Here is a 24,347-nt window from a genome sequence, read left to right on the forward strand (position 1 = left end):
CAGGCAATGCGGTCAGGCAAAGCGGTCGTCAGACGGCGACGACCGTGACCCCTGCCTCCTCGAACCGCCGCACCATCTCTTCGCTCACCGCCACGTCCGTGACCAGCGTGTCCACCGACTCGGCGGCGCAGATCCGGGCGAAGGCCCGCTGCCCGAGCTTGCTGGAGTCGGCGGCGACGATCACGCGCTCGGCCCGCTCACAGAGCAACCGGTTGATCGCCGCCTCCGCCTCGTCGGTGGCCGCCGCCCCATGGGTCACGTCCAGGGCGACCACGCCGAGGACGGCCACGTCCAGGGTGATCTGGCCGAGCACGCCGTCGGCGAGGGGACCGACGAGCTCGTACGACTGGGCGCGGGCGACGCCACCGGTCAGCACGATCTTGAACTGGGGCCGCACCGCCAGCTCGTTCGCGATGTTGAGGGCGTTCGTGACGATCGTCAGGGCGGGCGAGCCGGACGCGAGATCACCCCGTACGGCCAACGCGCGGGCCACCTCCGTGGTGGTCGTGCCGCCGGTCAGGCCGACCGCCTCGCCGGGGACCACGAGGTCCGCCACCGCCTTCGCGATGCGCTGCTTCTCGGAGGCGTGGCGGGCCGTCTTGTAGCGCAGCGGCAGCTCGTACGAGACCCCGTGCACGACCGCGCCGCCCCGGGTGCGCACGAGCATCTGCTGCTCGGCGAGCTGGTCGAAGTCGCGCCTGATCGTCGCCGCCGAGACCGCCAGCTCGGCCGCCGCCTCCTCGACATCCAGCCGGCCCCGCTCCACGAGCAGCTCCAGCAGCGCCTGCCAGCGGGCGTCGCGCGACATCCGCACTCTCCGTCCCTCGATTTCGTGCACAGATCCGTTCTCTGAATCTTTCGGCGACGACCCTAACGCACGCTGTTCACCGCAAGAATGCTTGATTATGCTCGAAATCTCGCTATAACTTGCAAGAGCAGTCATTCCGGCGGGGAGGTCGCGGCGTGAGCCATGTCGAGGACGAGCTGAGAAGTCAGCCCGAATGCTGGGTCCGGGCCGCCGGGGAAGCTGCGCGGCACGGCGACGTACTACCCGCCGCGGGGGAGCGGGTAGCCGTCGTCGGCTGCGGCACGTCGTGGTTCATGGCACAGGCCGCCGCGGTGCTGCGCGAGCGGGCGGGACAGGGCGAGACGGACGCCTTCGCCGCCTCCGAGTTCCCGCACGGCCGCTCGTACGACCGGGTGGTCGCCCTGACCCGCTCCGGCACGACCACCGAGGTGCTCGACCTGCTCGGCCGGCTGAAGGGGCCTACGCGCACGGTCGCGATCACCGCGGATCCGCGAACTCCCGTGATGGAGGCGGCGGATGACGTCGTCGTGCTCGACTACGCCGATGAGAAGTCCGTGGTGCAGACGCGGTTCGCGACCACCGCGCTCACCCTGCTGCGCGCCCATTTCGGGCTGCACGGCGACGCCGTCGTGACCGACGCCCGTACCGCGCTGGCGGAGCCGCTGCCCGAAGGGCTCGTCGACTGCACGCAGTTCACGTTTCTGGGGCGCGGCTGGAGCGTGGGTCTCGCGAACGAGGCCGGGCTCAAGATGCGCGAGGCCTCGCTGGCGTGGACCGAGGCCTACCCGGCGATGGAGTACCGGCACGGGCCGATCAGCGTGAGCACCGAGGGGACGGCGACCTGGATGCTGGGCGAGGCACCCGAAGGGCTGGCCCAACAGGTGCGTGACACCGGCGCGTTGTGGGTCGGCGGCAGTCTCGACCCGCTCGCCGAACTCGTCCGTGCCCAGCGCCTCGCCGTGGCCGTCGCCGCGGCCCGCGGCCTCGATCCCGACCAGCCCCGCCACCTCACCCGCTCGGTCATTCTCGCCACGCCCTGAAGGGAGAGCCCGTGCCTCTCGCAGCCGCCGGAGAACTGGTCGCCCGGGCGGCCGCCTCCCGCACCGCCGTCGCGGCGTTCAACGTCATCACGCTGGAGCACGTCGAGGCCGTCGTCGCCGGAGCAGAGACGGCGGACTCGCCCGTCATCCTCCAAGTCAGTGAGAACGCGGTGAAGTTCCGCTGCGGACGGCTGCTCCCGCTGGCCCGCGCCGCGACCGCCGCCGCCGAACACGCCTCCGTACCCGTCGCGTTGCACCTCGACCATGTCCAGAGCGACGAACTACTGCGGCAGGCACCGGGCGCCGGATTCAGCTCCGTCATGTTCGACGCGGCCCGCCTCCCGTACGCCGAGAACCTCGCGGCCACCCGGGCCGCCGCCGACTGGGCGCATGCCCAAGGGCTGTGGATCGAGGCCGAGTTGGGCGAAGTCGGCGGCAAGACCGGGCAGCCTCCGCTGGACGCCCACGCGGCGGGTGCCCGTACCGATCCGGCCGAGGCGCGGGCCTTCGTCGCGAACTCCGGCGTGGACGCCCTGGCCGTGGCCGTCGGCAGTACGCACGCCATGACCACCCGCACCGCCGCCCTCGACCACGACCTTCTCAAGCGCCTCGCCGCGGCCCTGGATGTGCCGCTCGTGCTGCACGGCTCGTCCGGAGTGCCGGACGACGAACTGCGGGCGGCCGTCGCGGGCGGCATCACCAAGGTGAACGTCGGCACCGCTCTGAACATCGCGATGACCGGCGCGATCAGGGACCACCTCACCGCCCGCCCCGAGGCGGTCGACTCCCGCACGTACCTGACCGCGGGACGCGCGGCGATGGCGGAGACGGTGACCCGCATCATCCGAGTCCTGAGCGCCACCGGCTGATGCGCGAGGAGGGCACCGAGTTCCGGAGACTCCCTCAGGAGACCTCAGGAGACCTCAGGACACCTCAGGACTCCTTGACGGCCTTCAGGATCACGAACTTCGCGTCGCTCGCGACCAGTTGACTGTTGCCGAACAGCCGCCGCAGCTTCACGTGGTAGCCGAGATGACGGTTGCCGACCACCCACAGCTCGCCGCCCGGCCGCAGCGCCCGGCGCGCCCCGGTGAACATCCGCCAGGCCATGGCGTCCGTCGTCGCCTGGTGCGAGTGGAAGGGCGGATTGTTCAGTACGAGGTCCACGCTCGCGTCCGGGACGCCGTCCATCCCGTCGCCGACGCGGAACTCTGCCTTGCCGTACTCCGCCGTGTCATCGGTGTTCGCCCGGTACGTGGCCTCCGCCGAGGTCACCGCCTGGTACGACTCGTCCACGAACAGTGCCTCGGCCCGCGGGCGTGCCAGAGCCATCGCCGTACCGACGACGCCGTTGCCGCAGCCCAGGTCCACGACGCGCTCGGCCCCGCCCTCGTACGGCAGGTGCTGGAGGAAGAACCTGGTGCCGATGTCGAGGCGCTCGGCGCAGAAGACGCCCGCGTGGTTGACGACGGTGCGGCCGGCGGCGGGACCGATGCCGTCCGGCAGCGTGTAGCTGTGCGGCCACGGGTTGGCCGGTCGCGAGAGACCCGGATTCGGTGTGCAGAAGATGAGGCGGGCCTTCTTCTCGGCCAGCGAGGTCCGGGTCGGGCCGAGGATCCGCTCGAACAGCTTCAGCGTGGAGGTGTGGATCTCCTTCACCATGCCCGTGCCGATGACGACCGTCCCCACGTGCGCGGCAGGTGCCAGGCGCAGGAGCTGGTCCTCCAGGAGCGCGAGGCTCTTCGGCACGCGCACCAGCAGCACGTCGACATGGTCGACCGGCGGGTCCTGGGTGGTGAGGAGACGTACGGAATCCTGGTCGGCGCCGTTGCGCGCCAGATTGGCCCGGGTCGCCTCCCGGGTCAGGAACGAGTCGGTGATCTGCACCGGCCGGTGCGCCCGCAGGGCAGTGGTGAGCGCTCCCCAGCGGTCGCCGACCACGACCACCGATCCGTCGAGCGACTGGTCGCCGGACGCGAGATGCTTCAGCAGATACTCGTCGGAGGCGTCCCACGCACGGAGCTGGTCACGGGAGTCCTCGGGGAAGCGGGCCAGCGTCAGCTCGGCCGAGGGGGTCGTCATACGGTCGGTCATTGGGGCCAGGCTATCCGAGGCGCAGCTCAGGGGGTTTCCGGCGTCCCTCCGACAGCGGTGCGCGAGGATGGGAGCCATGGACGCCGAGCTGTTTCCCCGGGCCCGTACGGAGGTCGTGCCGGGCGCCGTGCACCTGCCGGACTGGCTGACACCCGAGCGCCAACGTGGGCTCCTCGACGCCTGCCGTGCCTGGGCACGCCCGCCCGCCGGGCTGCGTACGGTCCGCACACCCGGCGGCGGCACGATGACGTCCCGGCAGGTCTGCCTCGGCTGGCACTGGTACCCGTACGGGTATGCGCGCACCGTCGCGGACGGGGACGGGGCGCCGGTCAAGGCCTTCCCCGAGTGGCTCGGCGAACTGGGCCGCCGCGCGGTCACCGACGCGCTGGGCCCGGCGGCGGCCGAGGCGGCGGCGTACGACATCGCGCTGGTCAACTTCTACGACGCCGACGCCCGGATGGGCATGCACCGCGACAGCGACGAGAAGTCCGGCGCCCCGGTCGTGTCGCTGAGCCTCGGCGACACCTGCGTCTTCCGTTTCGGCAACACCGAGTCGCGGGCCCGTCCCTACACGGACGTGGAACTGCGCAGCGGTGACCTGTTCGTGTTCGGCGGGGACGCCCGTCTCGCGTACCACGGGGTGCCGCGTGTGTACGCGGGCACGGCGCCGCCCGAGTTGGGACTGACCGGCCGTCTGAACGTGACCCTGCGGGTGAGCGGACTCTAGGCCGTCCGTTTCATCTGGGGCATCCGGTTCGTCCCTGCCGTTGTCCTGGTCGCCGGACGACCGGATCATGGGAGACTCGCCCTCATGAGCGGTAATGCGGCCCCCAGAGCGGCGGGAGAAGGAACCACCAGGACACGCCTGGACCGGGGGCGGGGTGCGCTCGGGCCTGCGCTGGAGCTCGTGCACACCGGACGAGCGCCCACGCGGGCCGTGCTCACCGCCGAGCTCGGCGTGACACGTGCCACGGCCGGTGCGGTCGCCGCGGAGCTCGAAGCGCTCGGACTGATCCACGTCGACGCGCGCCCCGGCGCCGCCGCCGGCTCGCAGGGCCGCCCCTCGCACCGGCTCGACCTCGCGGAGGACGGCCCCGTGGCCCTCGCCGCCCAGGTGCATGCCGACGGCTTCCGCGCGGCCCTGGTCGGCCTCGGTGGCCGTCTCGTCGCGACCGCGCCGGGCTGCGAGGCCGTCGACGCCGACCCGGCCAAGGTGCTCGGCTCGGTCGTCGAGGCGGGCGCCGAACTGCTCCGCGAGACGGGCCGCCGCTGCGTGGGCGCGGGCCTCGCCGTACCGTCGGCCGTCGCCGAACCCGAGGGCACCGCCCTCAACCCCCTCCACCTGGCCTGGCCGGCGGGCGCTCCCGTACGGGAGATCTTCGCGGAGCGCGTCCGCGCGGCCGGGATCACCGGACCGGCGTTCGCCGCCAACGACGTCAACCTCGCCGCGCTCGCCGAACACCGGCACGGCGCCGGCCGCGGCTCCCGCGACCTGCTGTGCGTGGCCACCGGGCACCGGGGAGTGGGCGGCGCGCTCGTCCTCGACGGCCGTCTGCACACCGGCAGTTCGGGCCTCGCGCTCGAAGTCGGACACCTCACCGTCAACCCGGAGGGGCGCCCCTGCCACTGCGGCAGCCGCGGCTGCCTCGACGTCGAGGCGGACCCCCTGGCGTTCCTGACCGCGGCGGGCCGTGACCCCGGCCCCGAGGTGTCACTGCTCCAGCAGTCCAACGACCTGATCCGCGACCAGTACGCCGACCCGACCGTACGCACGGCCGTCGAGGCGCTGATCGACCGGCTGGGCCTCGGCCTCGCGGGCCTGGTCAACATCCTCAACCCGGACCGCATCATCCTCGGCGGACTGCACCGCACGCTCCTCGACGCGGACCCGGAGCGGCTGCGTGCCGTGGTGGCAGACCGGAGCCTGTGGGGACAGAGCGGCGGCGTACCGATCCTCCCCTGCACGCTGGACCACAACAGCCTGGTCGGAGCGGCCGAGTTGGCGTGGCAGCCGGTCCTCGACGATCCGATCGCGGCGCTGGCTCAGGCCTGAGCGCCGGAAGCGGTGGGGGCGACGGTGGCGCCGGGCTCCGCCGTCACCACTGCCGCCCTCGCGGCAGCCTGTCGCGCGCCGGCGCCGACAGATGCAGCACCCGGTACACCTCACCGGTCGCCTTGGGCGCGTCGTGGGCCCAGAGGGAGAAGTACACGAGCTCCCAGTGGCGCGGGTCGACGGCGACAGCGGCGCCCACGACCCCGTCCAGCGCGGCCAGCCGCCCCGTCTCCCGTACGGCCTCCTCCGTCATCTCGGCGAGTTGCGCTCCCTCCGGAATGCTCACGCGCCGACGCACCGCGACCTCGGGCGGGGCAGCCGCGGCGCCCCCGTCCTCGTACGCGAGGCCCGTCCAGTGCTGCACCACCGGGCGCCCGAAGTCGTTCACGAGGCCCTGGAATCCGGGCCCCCAGAGGAAGGAGTTCATGCCTTCTGGGGTGTGCCAGAGGTAGAACGGCGCGTACTGGTTCACCGGGGAGCCGTCCACTCCGCGCTCGCGCAGCAGGAAGGCCTTGAGACCGAGCCCGTCCCAGTCGTCCAGCAGGTGTCCGAGGCGGGCCACCCGGTCGCGGACGATGCCCATGTCGTAGTCGGCGGGCAGGCAGCAGGGACACCACTGCATGTACGAATTCTGTGCCTAGTACTCCAGCAGTACTTCGTGGCTTGACCTGGGGAAACGTCGAGCGGTGGGAGTGTAGCGGGCGGGAAGTCGTCACGGACGGCTTCGGCCCGCACGCCCCTCGAAGGAGTGCCCCCGATGGCAAGGTCGCCCCGGGCCTGGGAAGCCTCGGGTCGTGATCACCGAACAGGCAGCCGAGACCTGGGACCGCGACCTGGACCACCTCTTCACCACCATCGGGCGCCACTTCGGCCGTGTCGAACCACGCCGCCGCATGCGGGACTACGTGCGCGCACTGCTCGCCCCGGTGGCCCGAAAAAACAGCTGGCAACTTGCCGAACACGCCGGCCACGCCACCCCAGACGGACTGCAGCACCTGCTCTCCCGAGCCCGCTGGAACCCCGACGACATCCGCGACGACCTGCAGACCTACGTCGCCGAACACCTCGGCCGCCCCGACGGTGTACTGATCATCGACGACACCGGGTTCCTGAAGAAGGGCACTACATCCGCCGGAGTCCAAAGGCAGTACTCCGGCACCGCCGGCCGCACCGAGAACTGCCAGATCGGCGTCTTCGCCGCCTACACCAGCACAGCCGGCCGCGCCCTGGTGGACCGGGAGCTCTACCTGCCCAAGTCCTGGACGGACGACCGTGACCGCTGCCGCGCCGCCAAGGTCCCCGACGAGCGGGAGTTCGCCACCAAGAACACCCTCGCGGCGACGATCGTCCGCAGGGCGCTGGCCTCGCCGCTGCCGGTCGCCTGGGTCACGGCGGACGCCGCCTACGGACAGGACAACCGCTTCCGCCGGATGCTGGAAACATCCGGCGTCGGCTACGTCCTCGCCGTCCCCAAGTCCCAGTTCTCCCTGGCCGGCCCACGCATCGACAAGGCCTTCGAGCAGGCCCCCGACCAGGCATGGGAACGCCGTTCCTGCGGCGCGGGCGCGAAGGGACAGCGCGAATACGACTGGGCAGCCGTCCAGTTGCGCCCAGTGTCCGAGTACGACCACCAGGACGGCGTGTTGATCCGTCGACGGTGGGCGCTGGCACGGCGCAGCTTGAGTCGTCCGGACGAGATCGCCTACTACCTCGGCTACGCACCGCTGGATGTCGGCGTGGACGAACTGGTGCGCGTCGCCGGCGCCCGGTGGGCGATCGAAGAGTGTTTCCAGGCAGCGAAGAACGAGTGCGGCCTGGACGAGTACGAAGTCCGCCGCTACGTCGGCTGGTACCGGCACATCACCCTGGCCATGCTCGCCCACACCTTCCTCGTTGCGATGAGCTCGCGAGCAGCCGAAAAAGGGGATCCTCCGGTGAGGATGCCGTGGTCATCGAGCTCACCGTGGCAGAAGTGCGGCGACTCCTGGCAGCTCACACACCCCGAGACCTTCACACCCTCACTCACGTGTTGAGCTGGTCGCACTGGCGCCGACGACGCCAAGCGGTGGCCCGCCGCTGCCACTACCGACGTCGGGGGCACTCCTTCGAGGGGCGTGCGGGCCGAAGCCGTCCGTGACGACTTCCCGCCCGCTACACTCCCACCGCTCGACGTTCCCCCAGGTCAAGCCACGAAGTACTGCTGGAGTACTAGTACTCCAGCCGTAGATCGTGATCACGAGACGCTGTGGCGGGCTCGTCAGTCACTACGGGGAGGGCTTACTGTCCGCCGAGTTGGAGCACAACAACCACGTACAGGCTCCCGGCCACGGTCAGAAGCAGAAAAGAGAGAACCGTATGGGCGACGAGCCCTCGCCCTGGAGCAAGGCCCAGATGCGCCCGGGCCGCACGGCTCACATGGGGCCCGGTGACACCTCGCGCGGCGTTCGCGTCCGCCTTCTCGATCGCTCGGCGTAGTTTCCTGCGGCTTCTCTCAGTCGTGATACCAAGGCGCACACCGTCGGCGTCGCGCACCCACAGCGTCCGGTACGCGCTGCCGTACGAGAAGGTCGTCAGCAGTCGGACGGAGGTGATCTGGTTGAGATCGACGGACCGCTCGCCGGTCAAGGTGCGCGCAGTCAGGTGCGACGATGAGTGCCGGAACGGGGCTCGCTCCTCGCACAACGCGGGTAGGAGGACGAAGCCGACGATCACGGACAGCAGGCCAAGCACGATGGGTGCGCCGTTCGGGGCTACCCCCGCCCTGGCCAGCCCGTAGCCACCGAGAGGCAGCAGAAGAACCGTCACCGCCAGGCCCGATCCGATGCGGGCACGTGCCACGCTGCGGGTTGTGGTTGCTTCCACTGACGCCCCCGTTTCTGTCGGCGGACATCAGCATGCATGTACGGCGGACCTTCGCACATTGCCAGCGTCCGGCAATCTTCTGCTCGGGATCCGCCGGGGCCGGGCCCAAGTATCAGGACGACTCCGTGATCTCGTCGTTCGCCGCGGGAACAGGACGGCCACCGTGATCTGGGTCTGTACGGTGAGCGGTGTAACTCCCGAGCTGGAAGCGACAGTTGATGACTGACGTGACGAGTGACACCGAGGCCGGGAAGGCCGCTGTGAGTGGGGCGAGCGCCGTGGATGACGGGCTGGTCGCCGAGCTGGTGGCCCGGGCTCAAGCCAGTGGCGTGAAGCTCACCGGGGATGGCGGCCTGCTGCAGCAGCTGACCAAGCGGGTGCTGGAGTCCGCGCTGGAGGGCGAGCTCACTGATCATCTGGGGCACGAGCCCGGAGAACGGGCCGAGGGTGGCCGCGACAACTACCGAAACGGGCACCGCTCCAAGACGGTGATCACCGAGTCGGGGCCGGTCGAGATCGCGGTGCCGCGGGACCGGGCCGGGTCGTTCGAGCCGCAGCTGGTCAAGAAGCGGCAGCGGCGTCTGGGCGGGGTGGACGAGATGGTCCTGTCGCTGTCGGCGAAGGGGCTGACGCACGGGGAGATCTCCGCGCATTTCGCCGAGGTGTACGGCGCGGAGATCTCCAAGTCCACGATCTCCACGATCACCGACAGCGTGATGGCCGGCATGTCGGAATGGCAGAACCGTCCGCTGGACAGCGTCTACCCGGTCGTCTTCATCGATTGTGTGAACGTGAAGGTCAGGGACGGTCAGGTCGCCAACCGGCCCGTCTACATGGCGGTGGCGGTCACCGCCGAGGGCCACCGGGACATTCTGGGTCTGTGGATCGGCGATGGCGGGGAGGGCGCAAAGTACTGGCTCCAGGTCCTGACCGAGATCAAGAACCGTGGCGCGGCCGATGTCCTGATGCTGGTCTGTGACGGCCTGACCGGCCTCCCGGACGCCGTGAATACCGTCTGGCCTGCGACGATCGTCCAGACCTGCGTCGTTCACCTATTACGGAACAGCTTTCGTTACGCGGCCCGGCAGGACTGGGAGAAGATCGCGAAGGCGCTCAGGCCCGTTTACACCGCCCCGACTGAAGAGGCTGCGCTGGAGCGGTTCGTGGAGTTCACCGACGCCTGGGGCGGGAAGTATCCGGCGATCGTCCGGCTCTGGGAGGCGGCCTGGGCGGAGTTCGTGCCCTTCCTCCGGTTCGACGTGGAGATCCGCAGGATCGTCTGCACCACCAACGCGATCGAGAGCATCAACGCACGGATCCGCAAGGCCGTCCGGGCCCGGGGACACTTCCCCACCGACCAGGCCGCCCTCAAGTGCGTCTACCTGGCCGTCATGAGCCTGGACCCGACCGGCACCGGACGCAAACGCTGGACCATGCGCTGGAAGGCCGCACTCCAAGCCTTTGACATCACCTTCGACGGCCGGCTCGCCGCCGGACGACGCTGAAGAAACCGACCGAGTTCCACCGTTCGCTACACAGACCCGGGCTAGGAGCACCTGCGTCGGCACCCCACCCACGACCGGTTCAGGATCGTCAGCATGACCGCATGGCGTCTCGCGCCCGGAAGTGCCGAGCAGGAGGTAGACCAGCCATGATCGATGACGAGCTGGACGACAGCCTGACAGTGGTAGATCTTGCGATCGAATGTCTGAAGAGGTGGCAGTTCTACACCTGGCCGGAGGTTCAGAGGGCGGCGAAGTCTGTCGGGACCCTCATCCTTGAGCAGCTCGTCAGCCGCGACCTCTGGGACGGTCTGACGCAGGCCGATCAGGCTGCGGTTCACTGGCTCATGGCGGAGGGGCATGCCGTGAGCGGCGTGCAGGAGGAGCGCCTCGATCGTGATCGCGAAGGGCCCCGAATCCAGTCGCTCTATGAGGCTGCCGACCACTTCACCGCGCTATGTGGCGGCCGTTGGTACCAGGGAAAGCAGGGGCGGGTGCGTGAGGGGCGCTCTGCCGTCGACTTTGCGGCGCGCTTCACGGTGATGCCTGACGGGTGGCGTGAGGAGGCCATGCGGCGGGCTATGGCCGGCCAGGACATCGCCTCGACGATCGCTCAGGCTGCCATGTACCGCAACATCCTCCGCAGCGTGCACGGCATTGGTTCGACGAATGAGTAGGCAACCCACGTGCTGTGGAAGGCCCATGGTTCTGTCGCAGGATCGCAAGACGTATACGTGCCTGGAGTGTTGGGCCGGTTGCTGTTGGACGGGCCGGCGCGCGGTGGGGCGGCAGGGTTCTGGGGCCGGTGAGGTTGGCCACCCGGGACCCTGCTCGCTCCACCCCCTCTGTCCGATCCGCCTCCCCGTCCCCGTGCCTAGGGGAGCGGGCGGAGGGGATGTAGCCACGTTCACCTCACTGTGCCGAGGTGGGCGGGGCTTCGACGTTTCCGCAGGTCAAGGGGTTTTCTATCGATACCTCCAGCGGCTTCAACGGCTGTTTTCTGCTGTGCCTGCTGTGACGAGTTCTAACCGTCCGTACGGGCAGGGGAGTTGAGGGCGAGCAGCGACAGCAGTCCGCGAACTCCCGTGTCGAAGGCGGCGGTCGAGCCGGACGCGCGGGCCAGGACGTACCCGCCCTGGACCGTGGCGACGATGGTCGCGGCGATCTCCTCGCCGTCCAACGAGGGGGCGAACTCGCCCCGCTCCTGCCCCTCCTCGACGAGTGCCGCGAGCCGCTCGCGCAGCCAGTCCAGCGTCTCGTCGACGGGTGCGCGCAGCTCATCGCTGGCGATGACGTCCGGGTCCATGGTCATCCGCCCGATCGGGCAACCGCGCAGCACATCGCGCTCGCGTCGCAGATAGGCCTCGACACGCTCGTACGGAGAGCCGGGCCCGTCCAGTACTCCCTCGGCGGTAGCGCGCATCTGGTCGGCCGTACGCCGGATCGCGGTGAGGGCCAGATCGGGCTTGCCCGCGAAGTGGTGGTACATGCTGCCCTGCCCCGCACCGGCCCGCTGCTGGATCGCCTTGGGGCTCGTGCCCACGTATCCCCGCTCCCACAGCAGCTCGCGGGTGGCCTCGATCAGTCGCTCCGGAGTGCTCATGAGATCACTGTACCTACTAGTAGGTACAGAAGCGCATACCAGTAGGTACAGAGCTGGGGGAGCAGGGGAGAACCCCGTTCGTACTCCCGAGGAGGTACGCGTACTGCCGCTGGCCGTACGACGACCCGGACCCCCTCCCGGCGCGAGCCTCGAAGCATCACCGGAACACCCACCGAGGAGATGACTTCAGATGCAGACCCTGGCGCACTGGGACGGCGGGCTCGGCCCGTGGATCCTTCTCTTCCCGCTGATCTGGGCGGCCGTCGTGATCGGCGTCGTGACCGTCCTCCGCCGTACCGTGTGGCGCGGCCGTCGCGGCCCGTGGCGCGGCATGGACCACGCCGCGACGGACGTCCGCCCGACCGGCGACTCGCCGATCGCGATGCTCGGCCGGCGCTTCGCCTCCGGCGAGATCGACGAGGACGAGTACTGGCGTCGGCTCTCCGTCCTGGACGAGCAGTTCGGACGCACCGACTTCGGACGTACGGGCAAGGGCGGTGCTTCCCAATGACGTTGTCAAGCCGCGTTGGTGACGGGTGGTGTGACTTGGTAGCACCGTTGGTCACGGATGAGTGCCCAGATGACGTTCACCCGTCGGCGGGCAAGTGCGATGACGGCCTGGACGTGCCGTTTCCCCTCGGCGCGCTTGCGGTCGTAGAACTGCCGCGAGTTCGCATCACAGCGGATGCTGATGAGTGCGGAGGTGTAGAAGACCCGTTGCAGGCGCCGGTGGTATCGCTTCGGCCGGTGCAGGTTGCCGCTGGTCTTCCCGGAGTCGCGGGGTGCTGGGGCAAGGCCCGCGAAGGCCGCGAGGCGGTCTGGGGTCGGGAAGGAGCCCAGGTCGCCGTCGATGGCGGCAAGGAACTCGGCCCCGAGCAGCGGACCGATGCCGGGCATGCTCTCGATCACTTCGGCGAGAGGGTGTTCGCGAAACCGGCCCTCGATGAGCTTGTCGATCTCAGCGACTTTCTCGTTGAGGGTCATCACCTCCTTCGCGAGGGTGCGCACCATCGTGGCGATGGGCCTCTCCCCGACGACGGCGGTGTGCTGTCGCTCGGCAGCTCCGACTGCTGCGGTGGCCAGGGCCTGGGCTCCGCGGACCTTGCGGTTGCTCAGCCAGGTGGCCAGGCGGCTGGTGCCACAGCGGCGGATCGCGGCCGGGGTCTGGTAGCCGGTCAGCAGTACCAGCGGTCCCGTGTTGGAAAGGTCCAGGGCCCGCTCCAGAGCGGGAAACATACTGGTCAACGTGGAACGAAGCCGATTGATGGTCCGGGTGCGGTCGGTGACCAGGTCCACGCGGCGGCTGGTGAGAAGGCCCAGCTCGATGCTCGCCTCGTCGCCGGGGCGGACCGGCTGCAGGTCCCGGCGCATGCGGGCCTGATCGGCGATCACGAGGGCGTCGCGGGCATCGGTCTTGCCCTCACCGCGGTAGCCGTCGGTGGCCCGGTTGACCGCACGTCCGGGGATGTAGAGGAGTTCCTGGCCGTGGTTGACCAGCAGGGCAATCAGCAGGCTGGGCTCGCCCCCGGTCATGTCGAGAGCCCAGGTTGCCCTGTCCCCGTCGGTCAGCGCCAGGACATCAGCGAGAAGCTTCAAGAGCTCCGGTTCGTCGTTGGCCACGCGCCGCGAGAGCAGTGTGCTGCCCTCGGCGTCGAGAACGAGGCAGTGGTGGTGGGTCTTGCCGCAGTCGGTCCCGGCCCATATCCGGCTCATCGTGCTCCATCAGGTCGTGCTTGCAGTTCGTACCACGGACGACCTCGCCGGCTTTGCTCTACGCAGCGACTTTCTCGCACTTCCCAATTGGCGGCCGAGTCGTCGTGGGGAGCCCGGCGGCCAAGCACCGGAAGCCACGAACGGCAGCGGCATGAAAGCCACACCCGGCTCCCCTGGGTGCCACAACCCTACGAACGGCTGCGACGAACCCAGGAAGAAGGTAGAGCGGCATGAGCACCGCGACCGCCACGAAGGCCACGCGGACCGCGGCACGTGTCGCCGACGCCGTGAAGGTGTACGGCGGCGGCGACACCGCCGTCCGGGCCCTGGACGGGGTGAGCGTCACCTTTCCGGCCGGACGCTTCACCGCGATCATGGGGCCCTCGGGCTCAGGCAAGTCCACCCTGATGCACTGTGCGGCCGGCCTGGACACCCTCACCTCCGGCGCCGCGTTCATCGGCGACACCGAGCTGAGCAGGCTCGACGACCGCCGCCTCACGCTGCTGCGCCGCGACCGCATCGGCTTCGTCTTCCAGGCGTTCAACCTGGTCCCGACGCTGACCGTCGCGGAGAACATCACGCTGCCGATGGACCTCGCGGGCGGCCGGGGCGACGGCTCGGCGCGGGAGTGGATCGACGCGCTCGTGGACGTCGTCGGCCTGCGCGACCGGCTGCACCACCGGCCCTCCGAACTCTCCGGCGGCCAGCAGCAACGCGTCGCCGTGGCAAGGGCGTTCGCCGGTCAGCCCGACGTCGTCTTCGCCGACGAGCCGACCGGCAACCTCGACTCGCGCTCCGGCGAGGAGGTCCTGAACCTCCTCGGCCGGGCCGTACGCCAGATGGACCGCACGGTCGTCATGGTCACCCACGACCCGGTCGCCGCCGCACACGCCGACGAGGTCGTCTTCCTCGCCGACGGGCGGCTCGTCGACCGGATAGAAGCCCCCACGGCCGACAAGGTCCTGGACCGCATGAAGGCCTTCGACAGCAAGGGAGCGCCGCCGTCATGAACGCCTCCGTGCGCATCAGCGTGTCCTCCCTGCGTGCCCACAAGCGCCGCTTCGCCGGTACGTTCCTGGCGGTGCTCCTCGGCGTCGCCTTCCTGGCCGGCACGCTCGTCATGGGCGACACCCTGCGCGCCGGCTTCGACACGATGTTCGGCAACGCCACGAGCGGCACCGACGCCGTCGTCCGCAGCGCGGGCACCATCACCACGCCGGGCGAGAGCCAGGGCGTACGGCAGCCCGTCGACACCGACCTGGTGACGGCCGTCGAGAAGGCCCCGGGTGTCGCGGCGGCCGTGCCCGACATCCAGGGCGCCGGCCAGCTCGTCGGCGCGAACGGCAAGCCCATCGGCGGCCAGGGTCCGCCCACCCTCGCGGGCAACTGGATCGACGACCCGAAGCTGAACTCGTACCAACTGGCCGAGGGACGCGCCCCGTCGAAGTCCGGCGAGGTGGTCGTCAACCGCGGTGCCGCCGAGAAGGGCGACCTGAAGATCGGCGACACGACGACACTGCGGACCCCCGACCCGGTCAAGGTCACGATCGTCGGCCTCGCGACCTTCGGCGGCGAGGACGGCATGGCCCAGGTGACCTACACCGGCATGACGCGGTCCGATGCCGAGAAGTACCTGACCGCGCAGCCCGGCGAGGCCGCGAGCATCCTGGTGCGGGCCGGACCCGGCACCGGTCAGCAGGAACTCGTGGATGCCCTGACTCCCGTACTCCCCAAGGGAGTTGAGGCGATCACCGGTCAGGAGCTGGCCGCGGAGAACACCGACATGATCTCCGGCCAGTTCCTGACACTCTTCACCACCTTCCTGCTCGTGTTCTCCGGCGTGGCGCTGCTGGTCGCGACCTTCTCCATCCACAACACCTTCGCGATCGTGGTCGCCCAACGCACCCGCGAGAACGCCCTGTTGCGCGCTCTCGGTGCCTCACGACGGCAGGTCACCGCGTCGACCCTGGTCGAGGCGAGCGTCGTCGCCGTGGTCGCGTCCGCCGCCGGTCTCGCGGGCGGCATCGGCATCGCGGCCGGACTCCAGGCGCTGTTCCCGGCCATCGGATTCCCGTTCCCCGAGGGCGACTTGGTGATCAGCGGGCTGTCCATGGCCCTGCCGCTCGCGGTCGGCATCGTGGTCTGTCTCGGCTCCGCGCTGCTGCCCGCCGTACGCGCCGGGCGCACCGCACCACTGGCAGCCCTGCGCGAGACGGCCGTCGACCAGTCCGGGGCGTCCCGTACCCGTGCCGTCGTGGGCACCGGTCTCGCGGCACTGGCGGTCGCCGTCACACTGACCGGCGTCATCGTCAGCCCGTCCCTGTGGCTCGCCGGAAGCGGCGCGATCCTGGCGCTCGCCGCCTTCGTGGTCCTCGGCCCGGTCGCGTCGACCACCGCCGTACGCGTCCTCGGCAGCCCGCTCGACAAGCTGCGCGGAGTCACCGGCGCACTGGCCCGGCGCAACGCCCTGCGCAGCCCCAAGCGCACGGCCGCCACCGCCGGCGCGCTGATGATCGGCGTCGCCGTCGTGTCACTGTTCACGGTCTTCGGCGCCTCGCTGAAGGCGACCATGGACCAGACCGTGTCACGGTCCTTCGCGGGCGATGTCGCCGTGAGCACCCCCTCGTTCGGCGCGGGCGGCAGCGGACTGAGCCCGCGGCTCGCCCCCGCGATCGCCGAGCGGCCCGAGGTCGACACGGCGGTCGGACTCGGCCGCGGCGTCGCTGAAGTCGACGGCGAGGGACGGGCGTTGACCGTCACCGACCCGGTCGCACTGGAGCGCGCCTTCGACCTCGGCGACGTACAGGGCTCCATGCGGAACCTCGGCGACGACGGCATCGCCATCACCGAGAGCGAGGCCGACAAGCAGGGCCTCAGGACCGGTGACACCGCCCAACTTGCCTTCACCGACGGCAAGAAGGAGACCTTCACGGTCCGCGCGGTCTACGGCCGGTCGGAGCTGGCAGGCGAGTACGTCATCACCCGCGAGGCCTGGGCCCCGCACCGCACCCAGGACTCCGACACACTCGTGGCCGTCACCTTCAAGGACGGCGTGAGCGCGGCCGACGGCAAGGCGGCGGTCGAGAAGGTCACGTCGGCGTACGGCAATCCGGAGGTGCAGACCCGCGACGAGTACGCGCAGTCCTCGGCCGGTGGCATCGACATGATGCTCACCCTGGTCTACGCGCTCCTCGCGCTCGCGGTGCTCATCGCACTGCTCGGCATCGCCAACACGCTGACCCTCGCGGTCCACGAACGCACCCGCGAACTCGGCCTGTTGAGGGCCGTCGGGCAGACCAGGTCGCAACTGCGCGCGATGGTCCGCTGGGAGTCGGTACTGGTCGCCGCGTTCGGCACGGTCGGCGGACTCGCACTCGGCGGCTTCCTCGGCTGGGTGCTCGTGAAGGCCTCCGACGGAGCGTCCGACAGCACCTTCGCCTTCGCGGTGCCGCCGGTCCAGCTCGCGGTGGTGGCCCTGGTGGGTGTCGCCGCCGGAGCCCTCGCGGGCCTGCGCCCGGCCCGGCGGGCCGCACGCCTCGACGTACTGCGCGCCATCGCCACGGAGTAGCCGGAGCGACTGGACGAACGCGCCCTCGCCACGGACGAACTGGACGAACGCCACCTCGCCACCGACTGAGGGAGGAGAAGGAGGAGGTCTTGGTCACCGCCCGGTCAGCCAGCAACGGCCGACCGGGCGGGAGCGTGTTCGGTCCGGAGCGTGCCGGCGGCGTGCTCCACCTCCGCGAAACTGCGGGTGGGCGACTCCGCGGCCGCGCCGTACGGCGGGCAGGCGGGCAGACCCGCTGTCGGGGCAGCCGCCGGAAGGGTGAACCACACGACCTTGCCCGACTCGCCGTCCGGCCGCACACCCCAGCTCTCGCTGACCGCGGCGACCATCGCGAGTCCGCGTCCGCAGGTCGCGGAGGAGTCCGCGTCCCGCACCTCGGGAAGGCGGGGGTCGTGGTCGTGCACCGAGACGGTGAGCCGGTCGAGCAGCAGCTCGATCTCCACGGTGCACAACTTGTCGGGCAGGGCGTGCCGGTGGACGTTGGTCAACAGCTCTGTCACACCGAGCGAGGCCCGGTCTATCAAGGGATCCAGATGCCAGTAGCGCAACTGCGCAGATACGATTCTGCGGACCTGGCCGATCCGCGACGGCAGGGCTTGGAGCTCCACCGTGCAATGCCTGCTTGGCTGGCTGATCACGGCTGCGACTCCCCGAATTGAGGTCCGGAAGAAGACGGAGTGCGGATCCAGCGGGCGGTCTACGTGCAAACGGCCGCCTGCGGTTGGTGGCCGGCGAGCTGGTTCGCAGCGTTATCGCCGGTAAACCCAGAGTGACGTGAGAACAGAGTGACTCAGGAGGTGCGGTCCCGCAACTCGCGGCGTTCTCGGCAACTGGACCGTCGCGCGTGGGCTCTCGACGCGTGGGCTCTCAGCGCCCGCGCCCCGCCGCCTTGCGCACGGCCTCGATGAACCTGCTGGCCGCCGGTGGGCCCGGTTCCCCCGGAGCCGGGTCGTGGTCGCCCAGGGTGAGCAGATAGCGCGTGCCGTTGACGTCCGCCAACGCCCGGTCCTCATGGGCGAACCAGGGCTTCGACGCCCGGACCGCCTGCACCGGCGCGCTGTCGATCTCGCTGCCGTAACTGGTCAGCAACTCCAGCCTGCCGTCGCTGATCCGGACCTGTCCGGCCCGCGTGAGCGAACGCAGCCTCTTTCCGATCCGCACGCCCGTGGCTGTGAACTCCGGCTCCGCCATGTGCCCCGCCCCCTTGTGCGCTTCGGTCGTATGCGCTTCGGTCGTGCCCTGTCGTGATCCGGCGTGGATCCCGATCCAGTGTGCATCCTCGTCAGGACCGGCGTCCTGTTCGGTGCAGTCTGCCTGCCTCCGGCGTCGAGCACCAGTACGCATGGTGACGTCACGCGTACTCGCCGGGGCACTCGCGCGAATGCGCCCCCTACCGCCCGCGACGGGCTGCGCCAGGGGTTCCTTTGAGGTGCCCAAAGGTGTGTTTATGCAGGTGAGAAGGGTGCGGAAGGTGCTTATGATCGAGGTGTCCGACCGCGTGAACCGGCGTCGGCGCAACCGAAGGAGCCCCGCCGTGACCACCCCACAGCAGGCCCGCACCCATGAGCCGATGGCCACACTCGATGTCGATCACAGCGACGCGGAGTACCGGCACTGGCTCAAAGAAGCCGTACGGAAGGTCCAGGCCGACGCGAACAGATCGGCCGACACCCACCTCCTGCGCTTCCCGCTGCCCGAGAAGTGGGGCATCGACCTCTACCTCAAGGACGAGTCCACCCACCCCACCGGCAGCCTCAAGCACCGCCTGGCCCGCTCGCTGTTCCTGTACGGCCTGTGCAACGGCTGGATCCGCCGCGACCGCCCGGTCATCGAGGCCTCCAGCGGCTCCACCGCCGTCTCCGAGGCCTACTTCGCGAAGCTGATCGGGGTGCCCTTCATCGCCGTCATGCCCCGCACAACCAGCCCCGAGAAATGCCGCCTCATCGAATTCCACGGCGGACAGTGCCACTTCGTGAACGACCCGCGGACGATGTACGAGGAGTCGGCGGCCCTCGCGGCCGAGACCGGCGGGCACTACATGGACCAGTTCACCTACGCGGAGCGGGCCACGGACTGGCGCGGCAACAACAACATCGCCGAATCGATCTACCGCCAGCTGGAGTTGGAGCGCTACCCCGAACCGGCGTGGATCGTCGCCACCGCCGGCACGGGTGGCACGTCGGCGACCATCGCTCGGTATGTGCACTACATGCAGCACAACACCCGTATCTGTGTGGCCGATCCGGAGAACTCCTGCTTCTTCGAGGGCTGGACCACGGGCGACGCGGACGTCACCACCGACTGCGGATCACGCATCGAGGGCATCGGCCGGCCTCGGATGGAACCGAGCTTCGTGCCGGGGGCCATCGACCGGATGATGAAGGTGCCGGACGCGGCGAGCGTGGCCGCCGTGCGCGCACTGGAAGCGGCCATCGGCCGCAAGGCGGGCGGTTCGACCGGTACCGGGTTGTGGAGCTCGCTGAAGATCGTCGCGGAGATGGCGGCGGCGGGGCGGACGGGGAGCGTGGTGACTCTGTTGTGTGACCCGGGGGATCGGTATCTGGACAAGTACTACTCGGACGAGTGGGTGGCCGGTCAGGGGCTGGACATCGAGCCGTATGCGGGGGCGATCGAGTCGCTGTTGGCCACGGGGGCCTGGCCGGACTGAGTGGCTCGGGGGCTTGCGTGGTGTTCGTCCGCGGGGCAGTGGGGGCTGGTCGCTTCCCCACTCTCGGCTTCGCTCGAGCGGGGGGACCCCCATCGCGGCGGAGCCGCATGATGTAACAGCCCCGCGCCCCTGAGGAGAGGCGGCCCCTCTGCGTCACGCGGGCATCGAAGCGAGCCGTCGGTCCAGCTTTGTCACCGCGTCGCGGAACGCCCGGCCCAGGCCCGCTCGGCCCAGCTTTATCGCGAAGCGGAACGGGGCCGTTCCGTCGGCGGCCCAGGTCCACTGCACCCTCGTACCCGTGCCGCTGCGCGCGAGGCGCCACTCCTCCACGAGGGCGCGGGTGCCGGGAGCGTTCGTCACGTCGACGCGGTACGTGTACAGCTCGGAGGGCTCGGCCGCGAGGATCGTCTCCTCGAAGCGCGTCCCGCCCTTCAGCCGGACGTGCCGCCCGGACCCGTCCTCGGTCGGGCGGGCCAGCTTCACCGCCGAGAACCACTCGGACCAGCCGGCCACGTCCTCGGCCAGCGCGCGATAGACGGTCTCGGGAGGCGAGTCGACCTCTCTCGCGAACACCAGACGCAGGGGAGCGGTCTCGACGAAGTCCAGTCCCACCGGACGCAGTCGGTGTGCCATGTACGGACCCCCTCGCGGGAACACAACGGGAACGAATCCGAACGCAGCCCCACAACACGGCAGTTGACGAGGCATCGTCACCATAGCTGGCGGCCTGGCGGATGTCTGTACCGCCCACGGATGCCGCCCAGGGGTGCCGCCTAGGGATGCCGCCCAGGGGTGCCGCCTAGGGATACCGCCCACCGACGCCGCCCACGGATACGACGGCCGTCGCCGCGGCAGTCGTCAGGTGCCGTCGTCAGACGTCCGTCTCGTTCTCGTGCTCGCTCTCGTCCTCGGGCTCGCCCGCCACCACCAGGCGCCGCAGATGCTCGGAGATCTCCTCGCGCGCCCCGGCGGTCAGCCCGTCATCCGTGACCAGGGTGTCGACCTGTTCCAGCGCGGCGAACGAACTCAGGCCCACCGTGCCCCACTTGGTGTGGTCCGCGACCACGACGACACGCCGAGCCGACTGGACGAGCCGCCGGTTGGTCTCGGCCTCGGCCAGGTTCGGCGTCGACAGGCCGGCCTCCACCGATATGCCGTGCACACCCAGGAACAGCACATCGAAGTGGAGCGCCCCGATCGCCTGGTCCGCGACGGGCCCCACCAGTGAGTCCGACGGAGTGCGCACACCGCCGGTCAGCACGACCGTCGCCGCTCCCTGCCGCTGCCCCGAAGTGCGCTGCGCGGCGTGGAAGACGTCGGCCACCCGCACCGAGTTGGTCACCACCGTCAGGTCCGGCACGTCGAGCAGCTGATGGGCGAGCGCGTACGTCGTCGTACCGCCCGACAGCGCGATCGCCGTACCCGGTGCGACCATCGCCGCGGCGGCCCGCGCGATGTCCTCCTTGGCCGTCAGCTCCATACCCGACTTGGCCTCGAAGCCCGGCTCGTGCGTGCTCGCCTCGACCACCGGGACCGCGCCGCCGTGCACCTTCTCCACCACGCCCTGCCGGGCGAGCGCGTCGAGGTCGCGGCGGACCGTCATGTCGGACACGCCGAGTTTCCTGGTGAGTTCGTTGACGCGGACACCGCCGCGCCGCCGGACCTCGTCGAGGATCAGAGCGCGCCGCTGCTCCGCGAGGAGGTTCTGATTCTCACTCACGTCCGCTCCGGTTCCCTTCGCCTCGACCTGCCCGACACGTCCCCGAACCCCGTCCGACAAGGCCATTTCCCCGCACCTCCGGTCCATGGGATGCCCCATCCTCGCACGGGCCACCGCAGGTCGCGCCACTGCCTGTGGCGACGCGCACACGTCACGCTGCCATCTTCCGTTCGTCACTGTCACACGGATCGGGGAGATTCCGTGACGAGTGGTGCTCAGACGCCTCTGAGGCGGGATCCTTATACCTGAACATGACACATGCTGCACAGGTATCACGGGGGAAGTAGAACAGTGGAGCGTCCACAGAGGCATGCCTCGCCGCATGAGGCGAGCGGTTCCGAGCGGCGGCCCGCGACGGCCGACACCGCACTCGAACTCCTGGTCCACGGCGTCGGCGGCACGACGCCCCAGGAGATGTTGAACGATCCGCGCACCGTCCGGATCACCGGCGACGACACGGCCGCGGTCTTCCGCCGCGCCGACGACGCCGAAGCTGAGAAGGACGCGGAGAAGGAAGCCGCGGAACGACCCGATGAGGACCGCGGTACGCCGGTTCCCGAGGCGTACGTGTGGAGCAATCTCACCTCCGGCAACGGCTCGCGCGCCCTGTGGCTGCTGCTCCTGCCGTTCATGGTGGTCAACCTCGCCCACTGGATGCGGCCCACGGCGCGGGACAACCGGGTCCGGACGGTACGGCTCTACGGCCTGCTCGTCCGCCTCGCAGGACTGACCCTCACGGTGCTGCTGGTCGCCGCCGCCTGCGAGGTCGCCCTCGACCTGGCCGCCTGGCAGTGCGCGGGCACGAGCGGCTGCGCCCGGGAGCACTCCTGGCTGGGGTTCCTCTCCCCGGCTGGCCCCGATGCCGGCTGGTGGAGCCAGCCCGGCCGCCGGCTCGCCCTCGCCTCCCTGGTACCCGCGGCCCTCACCGGCCTCCTCTGGTACCTCTCGCACCGCACCTGGAGCGCGTACGAGTCCCAGCAGCCGATCGAGTACGGGCCCGAGCCCGACGAGGTGAGCAGCCGTGCGGGACTCGGCCGCCCCGGCTTCTGGTACGGGCGCCGGCTGGTGGCCCGGCTGCGCGCGGCGCACACCGCCGCGGGCCTGCTGACGATCCTCGCGGCGGTCGGCACCTCCGCCGCCCGCTACGACCGCGCGGCCGGCGGCCCGCCCGTCCTGGACGCGCTCGGCCGGATCATGGAGGCGACGCTCGTGGTGGGCGGGGCCGTCGTGCTCTGGGTGGTCTGCCGCCGCGGCCGCAGCGAGAACCGGCTCGACCGGCACATCGACGCCGCCCTCGTGCGCTGGCTGCCCATCGGCTCGCTCCTCCTGCTCGCCGCCACCCTGCTGTACGCCGGCTGGTCGCGCCCGGCGTGGGGCTCGGAACACCGGCTGCCGGGCGGGGGCGCGATCTTCGGCAGCATCGCACTCGTCCAGTGCCTGCTCGTGATCGTGCTCGGCGTGGTGGCCCGCCTCCTGTACCGCGCCCACCCGGACCCCCGTACCGCGATGCGCGGCCTGGCCGGGCCCGCCGTCGCGATGCTGGCCTGCGCCCTGGGCGGCGTGATGTCCGGCGGGGTGGCCCAGCGCGTCGCCGACTGGCTGGACGGCACCGGAGGAACGATCGAGGGCCCGCCCGTCCTGCTGACCTGGCAGGCCTCCGTCATCCCGCCGCTGCTGATCGTCGTACTCGTCCTCGTCGGCTGGCTGGCCAGGCGTACCGTGCGGTTGCGCCGCATCGAGACGGCCGCGGTGGGTCTCGACTACCGGGGCGAGCCCGCGGACACCGAGCGCACCCGTCGCATCGCGGGCATGCGCGCGATGGCCGCGCTCACGGACCGGGCGCCCCGGATCGTCGGCATCACCTCCATCGTGACGCTGCTGCTGGGCGCCCTGGCCCTGGTGGGCGCCCTGACCACCGACGAGACGCCGGACGAGGCGGCGAACGGCTCGTACGCCGTCGTGCAGGGCGGGGCACAGACCGCGCAGGCACTCGGTTCCTGGCTGATCGGCGTCGGCTTCATACTGTTCGTCACCTGGGGGCGCCGCGCCTACAAGGACCCCTCCGCCCGGCGCACCATCGGCATCCTGTGGGACGTCGGCACGTTCTGGCCGCGCGCGGCACACCCGTTCGCGCCCCCTTGCTACGCCGAGCGCGCCGTGCCCGACCTGACCTGGCGGATGGCGACCTGGACCAGCGCCAAGAGCGGCCGGCGGCTCGTGATCTCCGGCCACTCCCAGGGCAGCGTCCTCGCGGCCGCCGCGGCCTGGCAGCTCAAGCCGTCGGTGCGCAGGCGGGTCGCGCTGCTGACGTACGGTTCGCCCCTGGAGCGGCTCTACGGGCGCTGGTTCCCGGCCCACTTCGGGCCCGACGCGCTCAGCGGGCTGCACCGCGAGGTCGACTGCTGGCGCAACCTGTACCGGGCCACGGACCCCATCGGCGGCCCCGTCCGACTGCCCGGCGACTGCGGGCCCCAGGTCGACCGCGAGGCCCTGAAGGACCCTCTCGCGTACGGCCGTACGAAGGATCACCCGCTCCCCGCGCCGATCCTCGGCCACTCCGACTACCAGGCGGACCCCGCCTTCGCCGAGGAGCGGGAGAAACTGCTCGCCCGGCTCCGGCCGGAGGTGCCGGGTCCGCGCCCGGACAACGGACCGGAGGAACCGCAGGAACCGCAGGAAACGCGGCTGGAACCGACGACCATGTGAGGTGGCCGAC

General features: G+C 70.5%; 22 protein-coding genes. 12 read left to right on the forward strand and 10 right to left on the reverse strand.

What is annotated here, in order from left to right; translation table 11 throughout:
• Positions 1-28: 28 nt before the first annotated feature.
• Positions 29-808 carry a DeoR/GlpR family DNA-binding transcription regulator gene (locus OHA11_RS43185; protein ID WP_266506360.1) on the reverse strand — a complete coding sequence of 260 codons (780 nt, stop codon included), beginning with the start codon at positions 806-808 and terminating at the stop codon, positions 29-31.
• A 155-nt stretch (positions 809-963) separates the two neighbouring features.
• Here OHA11_RS43185 and OHA11_RS43190 point away from each other — a divergent pair, with 155 nt between their 5' ends.
• Both OHA11_RS43190 and OHA11_RS43195 read left to right on the forward strand, forming a co-directional pair.
• The gene (locus OHA11_RS43190; protein WP_266506362.1) at positions 964-1,848 is read left to right on the forward strand and encodes an SIS domain-containing protein; all 885 of its coding nucleotides are present in this window, start codon (positions 964-966) and stop codon (positions 1,846-1,848) included.
• An 11-nt stretch (positions 1,849-1,859) separates the two neighbouring features.
• Positions 1,860-2,717 (forward strand): class II fructose-bisphosphate aldolase, encoded by an 858-nt coding sequence (locus OHA11_RS43195; protein WP_266506363.1) that lies wholly within the window; start codon positions 1,860-1,862, stop codon positions 2,715-2,717.
• 64 nt (positions 2,718-2,781) lie between these two features.
• Here the strand turns inward: OHA11_RS43195 and OHA11_RS43200 are convergent, their stop codons facing one another.
• On the reverse strand, positions 2,782-3,942 hold the full coding sequence (locus tag OHA11_RS43200; RefSeq protein ID WP_266506365.1) for a methyltransferase: 1,161 nt from the start codon (positions 3,940-3,942) through the stop codon (positions 2,782-2,784).
• A gap of 76 nt (positions 3,943-4,018) precedes the next feature.
• Between OHA11_RS43200 and OHA11_RS43205 the strand changes: the two genes are divergently transcribed.
• Both OHA11_RS43205 and OHA11_RS43210 read left to right on the forward strand, forming a co-directional pair.
• Positions 4,019-4,669: an alpha-ketoglutarate-dependent dioxygenase AlkB gene (locus OHA11_RS43205; protein WP_266506367.1), complete on the forward strand. Its 651-nt coding sequence runs from the start codon at positions 4,019-4,021 to the stop codon at positions 4,667-4,669.
• Positions 4,670-4,753: 84 nt separating this feature from the next.
• The gene (locus OHA11_RS43210) at positions 4,754-5,995 is read left to right on the forward strand and encodes an ROK family protein (protein ID WP_266506368.1); all 1,242 of its coding nucleotides are present in this window, start codon (positions 4,754-4,756) and stop codon (positions 5,993-5,995) included.
• Between the two features lie 43 nt (positions 5,996-6,038).
• On the opposite strand, the gene OHA11_RS43215 is transcribed toward OHA11_RS43210, so the two are convergent.
• Positions 6,039-6,617 (reverse strand): DUF4865 family protein, encoded by a 579-nt coding sequence (locus tag OHA11_RS43215; protein ID WP_266506370.1) that lies wholly within the window; start codon positions 6,615-6,617, stop codon positions 6,039-6,041.
• 211 nt (positions 6,618-6,828) lie between these two features.
• Between OHA11_RS43215 and OHA11_RS43220 the strand changes: the two genes are divergently transcribed.
• Positions 6,829-8,028 carry an IS701 family transposase gene (locus OHA11_RS43220; protein ID WP_266507837.1) on the forward strand — a complete coding sequence of 400 codons (1,200 nt, stop codon included), beginning with the start codon at positions 6,829-6,831 and terminating at the stop codon, positions 8,026-8,028.
• 244 nt (positions 8,029-8,272) lie between these two features.
• Here the strand turns inward: OHA11_RS43220 and OHA11_RS43225 are convergent, their stop codons facing one another.
• A complete protein-coding gene (locus OHA11_RS43225; protein WP_266506371.1) occupies positions 8,273-8,833 on the reverse strand; it encodes a hypothetical protein in 561 nt (186 codons plus the stop codon).
• A gap of 242 nt (positions 8,834-9,075) precedes the next feature.
• Here OHA11_RS43225 and OHA11_RS43230 point away from each other — a divergent pair, with 242 nt between their 5' ends.
• Together OHA11_RS43230 and OHA11_RS43235 are read left to right on the forward strand one after the other, a co-directional pair.
• A complete protein-coding gene (locus OHA11_RS43230) occupies positions 9,076-10,362 on the forward strand; it encodes an IS256 family transposase (RefSeq protein ID WP_266506373.1) in 1,287 nt (428 codons plus the stop codon).
• Positions 10,363-10,508: 146 nt separating this feature from the next.
• The gene (locus tag OHA11_RS43235; RefSeq protein ID WP_266506374.1) at positions 10,509-11,036 is read left to right on the forward strand and encodes a hypothetical protein; all 528 of its coding nucleotides are present in this window, start codon (positions 10,509-10,511) and stop codon (positions 11,034-11,036) included.
• A gap of 347 nt (positions 11,037-11,383) precedes the next feature.
• Here the strand turns inward: OHA11_RS43235 and OHA11_RS43240 are convergent, their stop codons facing one another.
• Entirely contained in the window at positions 11,384-11,962 is a 579-nt protein-coding gene (locus tag OHA11_RS43240) for a TetR/AcrR family transcriptional regulator (protein ID WP_266506375.1), read from the reverse strand.
• A 190-nt stretch (positions 11,963-12,152) separates the two neighbouring features.
• Between OHA11_RS43240 and OHA11_RS43245 the strand changes: the two genes are divergently transcribed.
• Positions 12,153-12,473 (forward strand): SHOCT domain-containing protein, encoded by a 321-nt coding sequence (locus OHA11_RS43245; protein ID WP_266506376.1) that lies wholly within the window; start codon positions 12,153-12,155, stop codon positions 12,471-12,473.
• 5 nt (positions 12,474-12,478) lie between these two features.
• On the opposite strand, the gene OHA11_RS43250 is transcribed toward OHA11_RS43245, so the two are convergent.
• Positions 12,479-13,675 (reverse strand): IS110 family transposase, encoded by a 1,197-nt coding sequence (locus OHA11_RS43250; protein ID WP_266506378.1) that lies wholly within the window; start codon positions 13,673-13,675, stop codon positions 12,479-12,481.
• Between the two features lie 230 nt (positions 13,676-13,905).
• Between OHA11_RS43250 and OHA11_RS43255 the strand changes: the two genes are divergently transcribed.
• The gene (locus OHA11_RS43255) at positions 13,906-14,685 is read left to right on the forward strand and encodes an ABC transporter ATP-binding protein (protein ID WP_266506380.1); all 780 of its coding nucleotides are present in this window, start codon (positions 13,906-13,908) and stop codon (positions 14,683-14,685) included.
• On the forward strand, positions 14,682-17,243 hold the full coding sequence (locus OHA11_RS43260) for an ABC transporter permease (RefSeq protein ID WP_266506381.1): 2,562 nt from the start codon (positions 14,682-14,684) through the stop codon (positions 17,241-17,243). Before OHA11_RS43255 ends, OHA11_RS43260 begins: the two co-directional genes overlap by 4 nt.
• Positions 17,244-17,347: 104 nt before the next feature.
• Here the strand turns inward: OHA11_RS43260 and OHA11_RS43265 are convergent, their stop codons facing one another.
• Together OHA11_RS43265 and OHA11_RS43270 are read right to left on the reverse strand one after the other, a co-directional pair.
• Positions 17,348-17,881 (reverse strand): ATP-binding protein, encoded by a 534-nt coding sequence (locus tag OHA11_RS43265; RefSeq protein WP_266506383.1) that lies wholly within the window; start codon positions 17,879-17,881, stop codon positions 17,348-17,350.
• Positions 17,882-18,110: 229 nt separating this feature from the next.
• Positions 18,111-18,434: a hypothetical protein gene (locus tag OHA11_RS43270; protein WP_151477355.1), complete on the reverse strand. Its 324-nt coding sequence runs from the start codon at positions 18,432-18,434 to the stop codon at positions 18,111-18,113.
• Positions 18,435-18,813: 379 nt separating this feature from the next.
• On the opposite strand from OHA11_RS43270, the gene OHA11_RS43275 reads away from it, so the two are divergent.
• Complete coding sequence (locus tag OHA11_RS43275; protein WP_266507839.1) at positions 18,814-19,911, forward strand: PLP-dependent cysteine synthase family protein; 1,098 nt, start codon at positions 18,814-18,816, stop codon at positions 19,909-19,911.
• Positions 19,912-20,064: 153 nt separating this feature from the next.
• On the opposite strand, the gene OHA11_RS43280 is transcribed toward OHA11_RS43275, so the two are convergent.
• Both OHA11_RS43280 and OHA11_RS43285 read right to left on the reverse strand, forming a co-directional pair.
• Positions 20,065-20,544: an SRPBCC family protein gene (locus tag OHA11_RS43280; RefSeq protein WP_266506386.1), complete on the reverse strand. Its 480-nt coding sequence runs from the start codon at positions 20,542-20,544 to the stop codon at positions 20,065-20,067.
• 238 nt (positions 20,545-20,782) lie between these two features.
• Positions 20,783-21,631: a DeoR/GlpR family DNA-binding transcription regulator gene (locus OHA11_RS43285; RefSeq protein ID WP_266506388.1), complete on the reverse strand. Its 849-nt coding sequence runs from the start codon at positions 21,629-21,631 to the stop codon at positions 20,783-20,785.
• Between the two features lie 414 nt (positions 21,632-22,045).
• On the opposite strand from OHA11_RS43285, the gene OHA11_RS43290 reads away from it, so the two are divergent.
• A complete protein-coding gene (locus tag OHA11_RS43290) occupies positions 22,046-24,337 on the forward strand; it encodes a hypothetical protein (protein WP_266507841.1) in 2,292 nt (763 codons plus the stop codon).
• Positions 24,338-24,347: the final 10 nt, after the last annotated feature.

The organism is Streptomyces sp. NBC_00878, from assembly GCF_026341515.1.
GTDB lineage: Bacteria > Actinomycetota > Actinomycetes > Streptomycetales > Streptomycetaceae > Streptomyces.

Excerpts from the sequence above, each read along its gene's own strand:
- OHA11_RS43185 (WP_266506360.1), bottom strand. The coding sequence starts at position 808 with ATGTCGCGCGACGCCCGCTGGCAGGCGCTGCTGGAGCTGCTCGTGGAG.
- OHA11_RS43200 (WP_266506365.1), bottom strand. The coding sequence starts at position 3,942 with ATGACCGACCGTATGACGACCCCCTCGGCCGAGCTGACGCTGGCCCGC.
- OHA11_RS43205 (WP_266506367.1), top strand. The coding sequence starts at position 4,019 with ATGGACGCCGAGCTGTTTCCCCGGGCCCGTACGGAGGTCGTGCCGGGC.
- OHA11_RS43210 (WP_266506368.1), top strand. The coding sequence starts at position 4,754 with ATGAGCGGTAATGCGGCCCCCAGAGCGGCGGGAGAAGGAACCACCAGG.
- OHA11_RS43215 (WP_266506370.1), bottom strand. The coding sequence starts at position 6,617 with ATGCAGTGGTGTCCCTGCTGCCTGCCCGCCGACTACGACATGGGCATC.
- OHA11_RS43230 (WP_266506373.1), top strand. The coding sequence starts at position 9,076 with ATGACTGACGTGACGAGTGACACCGAGGCCGGGAAGGCCGCTGTGAGT.
- OHA11_RS43235 (WP_266506374.1), top strand. The coding sequence starts at position 10,509 with ATGATCGATGACGAGCTGGACGACAGCCTGACAGTGGTAGATCTTGCG.
- OHA11_RS43240 (WP_266506375.1), bottom strand. The coding sequence starts at position 11,962 with ATGAGCACTCCGGAGCGACTGATCGAGGCCACCCGCGAGCTGCTGTGG.
- OHA11_RS43245 (WP_266506376.1), top strand. The coding sequence starts at position 12,153 with ATGCAGACCCTGGCGCACTGGGACGGCGGGCTCGGCCCGTGGATCCTT.
- OHA11_RS43250 (WP_266506378.1), bottom strand. The coding sequence starts at position 13,675 with ATGAGCCGGATATGGGCCGGGACCGACTGCGGCAAGACCCACCACCAC.
- OHA11_RS43255 (WP_266506380.1), top strand. The coding sequence starts at position 13,906 with ATGAGCACCGCGACCGCCACGAAGGCCACGCGGACCGCGGCACGTGTC.
- OHA11_RS43260 (WP_266506381.1), top strand. The coding sequence starts at position 14,682 with ATGAACGCCTCCGTGCGCATCAGCGTGTCCTCCCTGCGTGCCCACAAG.
- OHA11_RS43270 (WP_151477355.1), bottom strand. The coding sequence starts at position 18,434 with ATGGCGGAGCCGGAGTTCACAGCCACGGGCGTGCGGATCGGAAAGAGG.
- OHA11_RS43275 (WP_266507839.1), top strand. The coding sequence starts at position 18,814 with ATGGCCACACTCGATGTCGATCACAGCGACGCGGAGTACCGGCACTGG.
- OHA11_RS43280 (WP_266506386.1), bottom strand. The coding sequence starts at position 20,544 with ATGGCACACCGACTGCGTCCGGTGGGACTGGACTTCGTCGAGACCGCT.
- OHA11_RS43290 (WP_266507841.1), top strand. The coding sequence starts at position 22,046 with ATGTTGAACGATCCGCGCACCGTCCGGATCACCGGCGACGACACGGCC.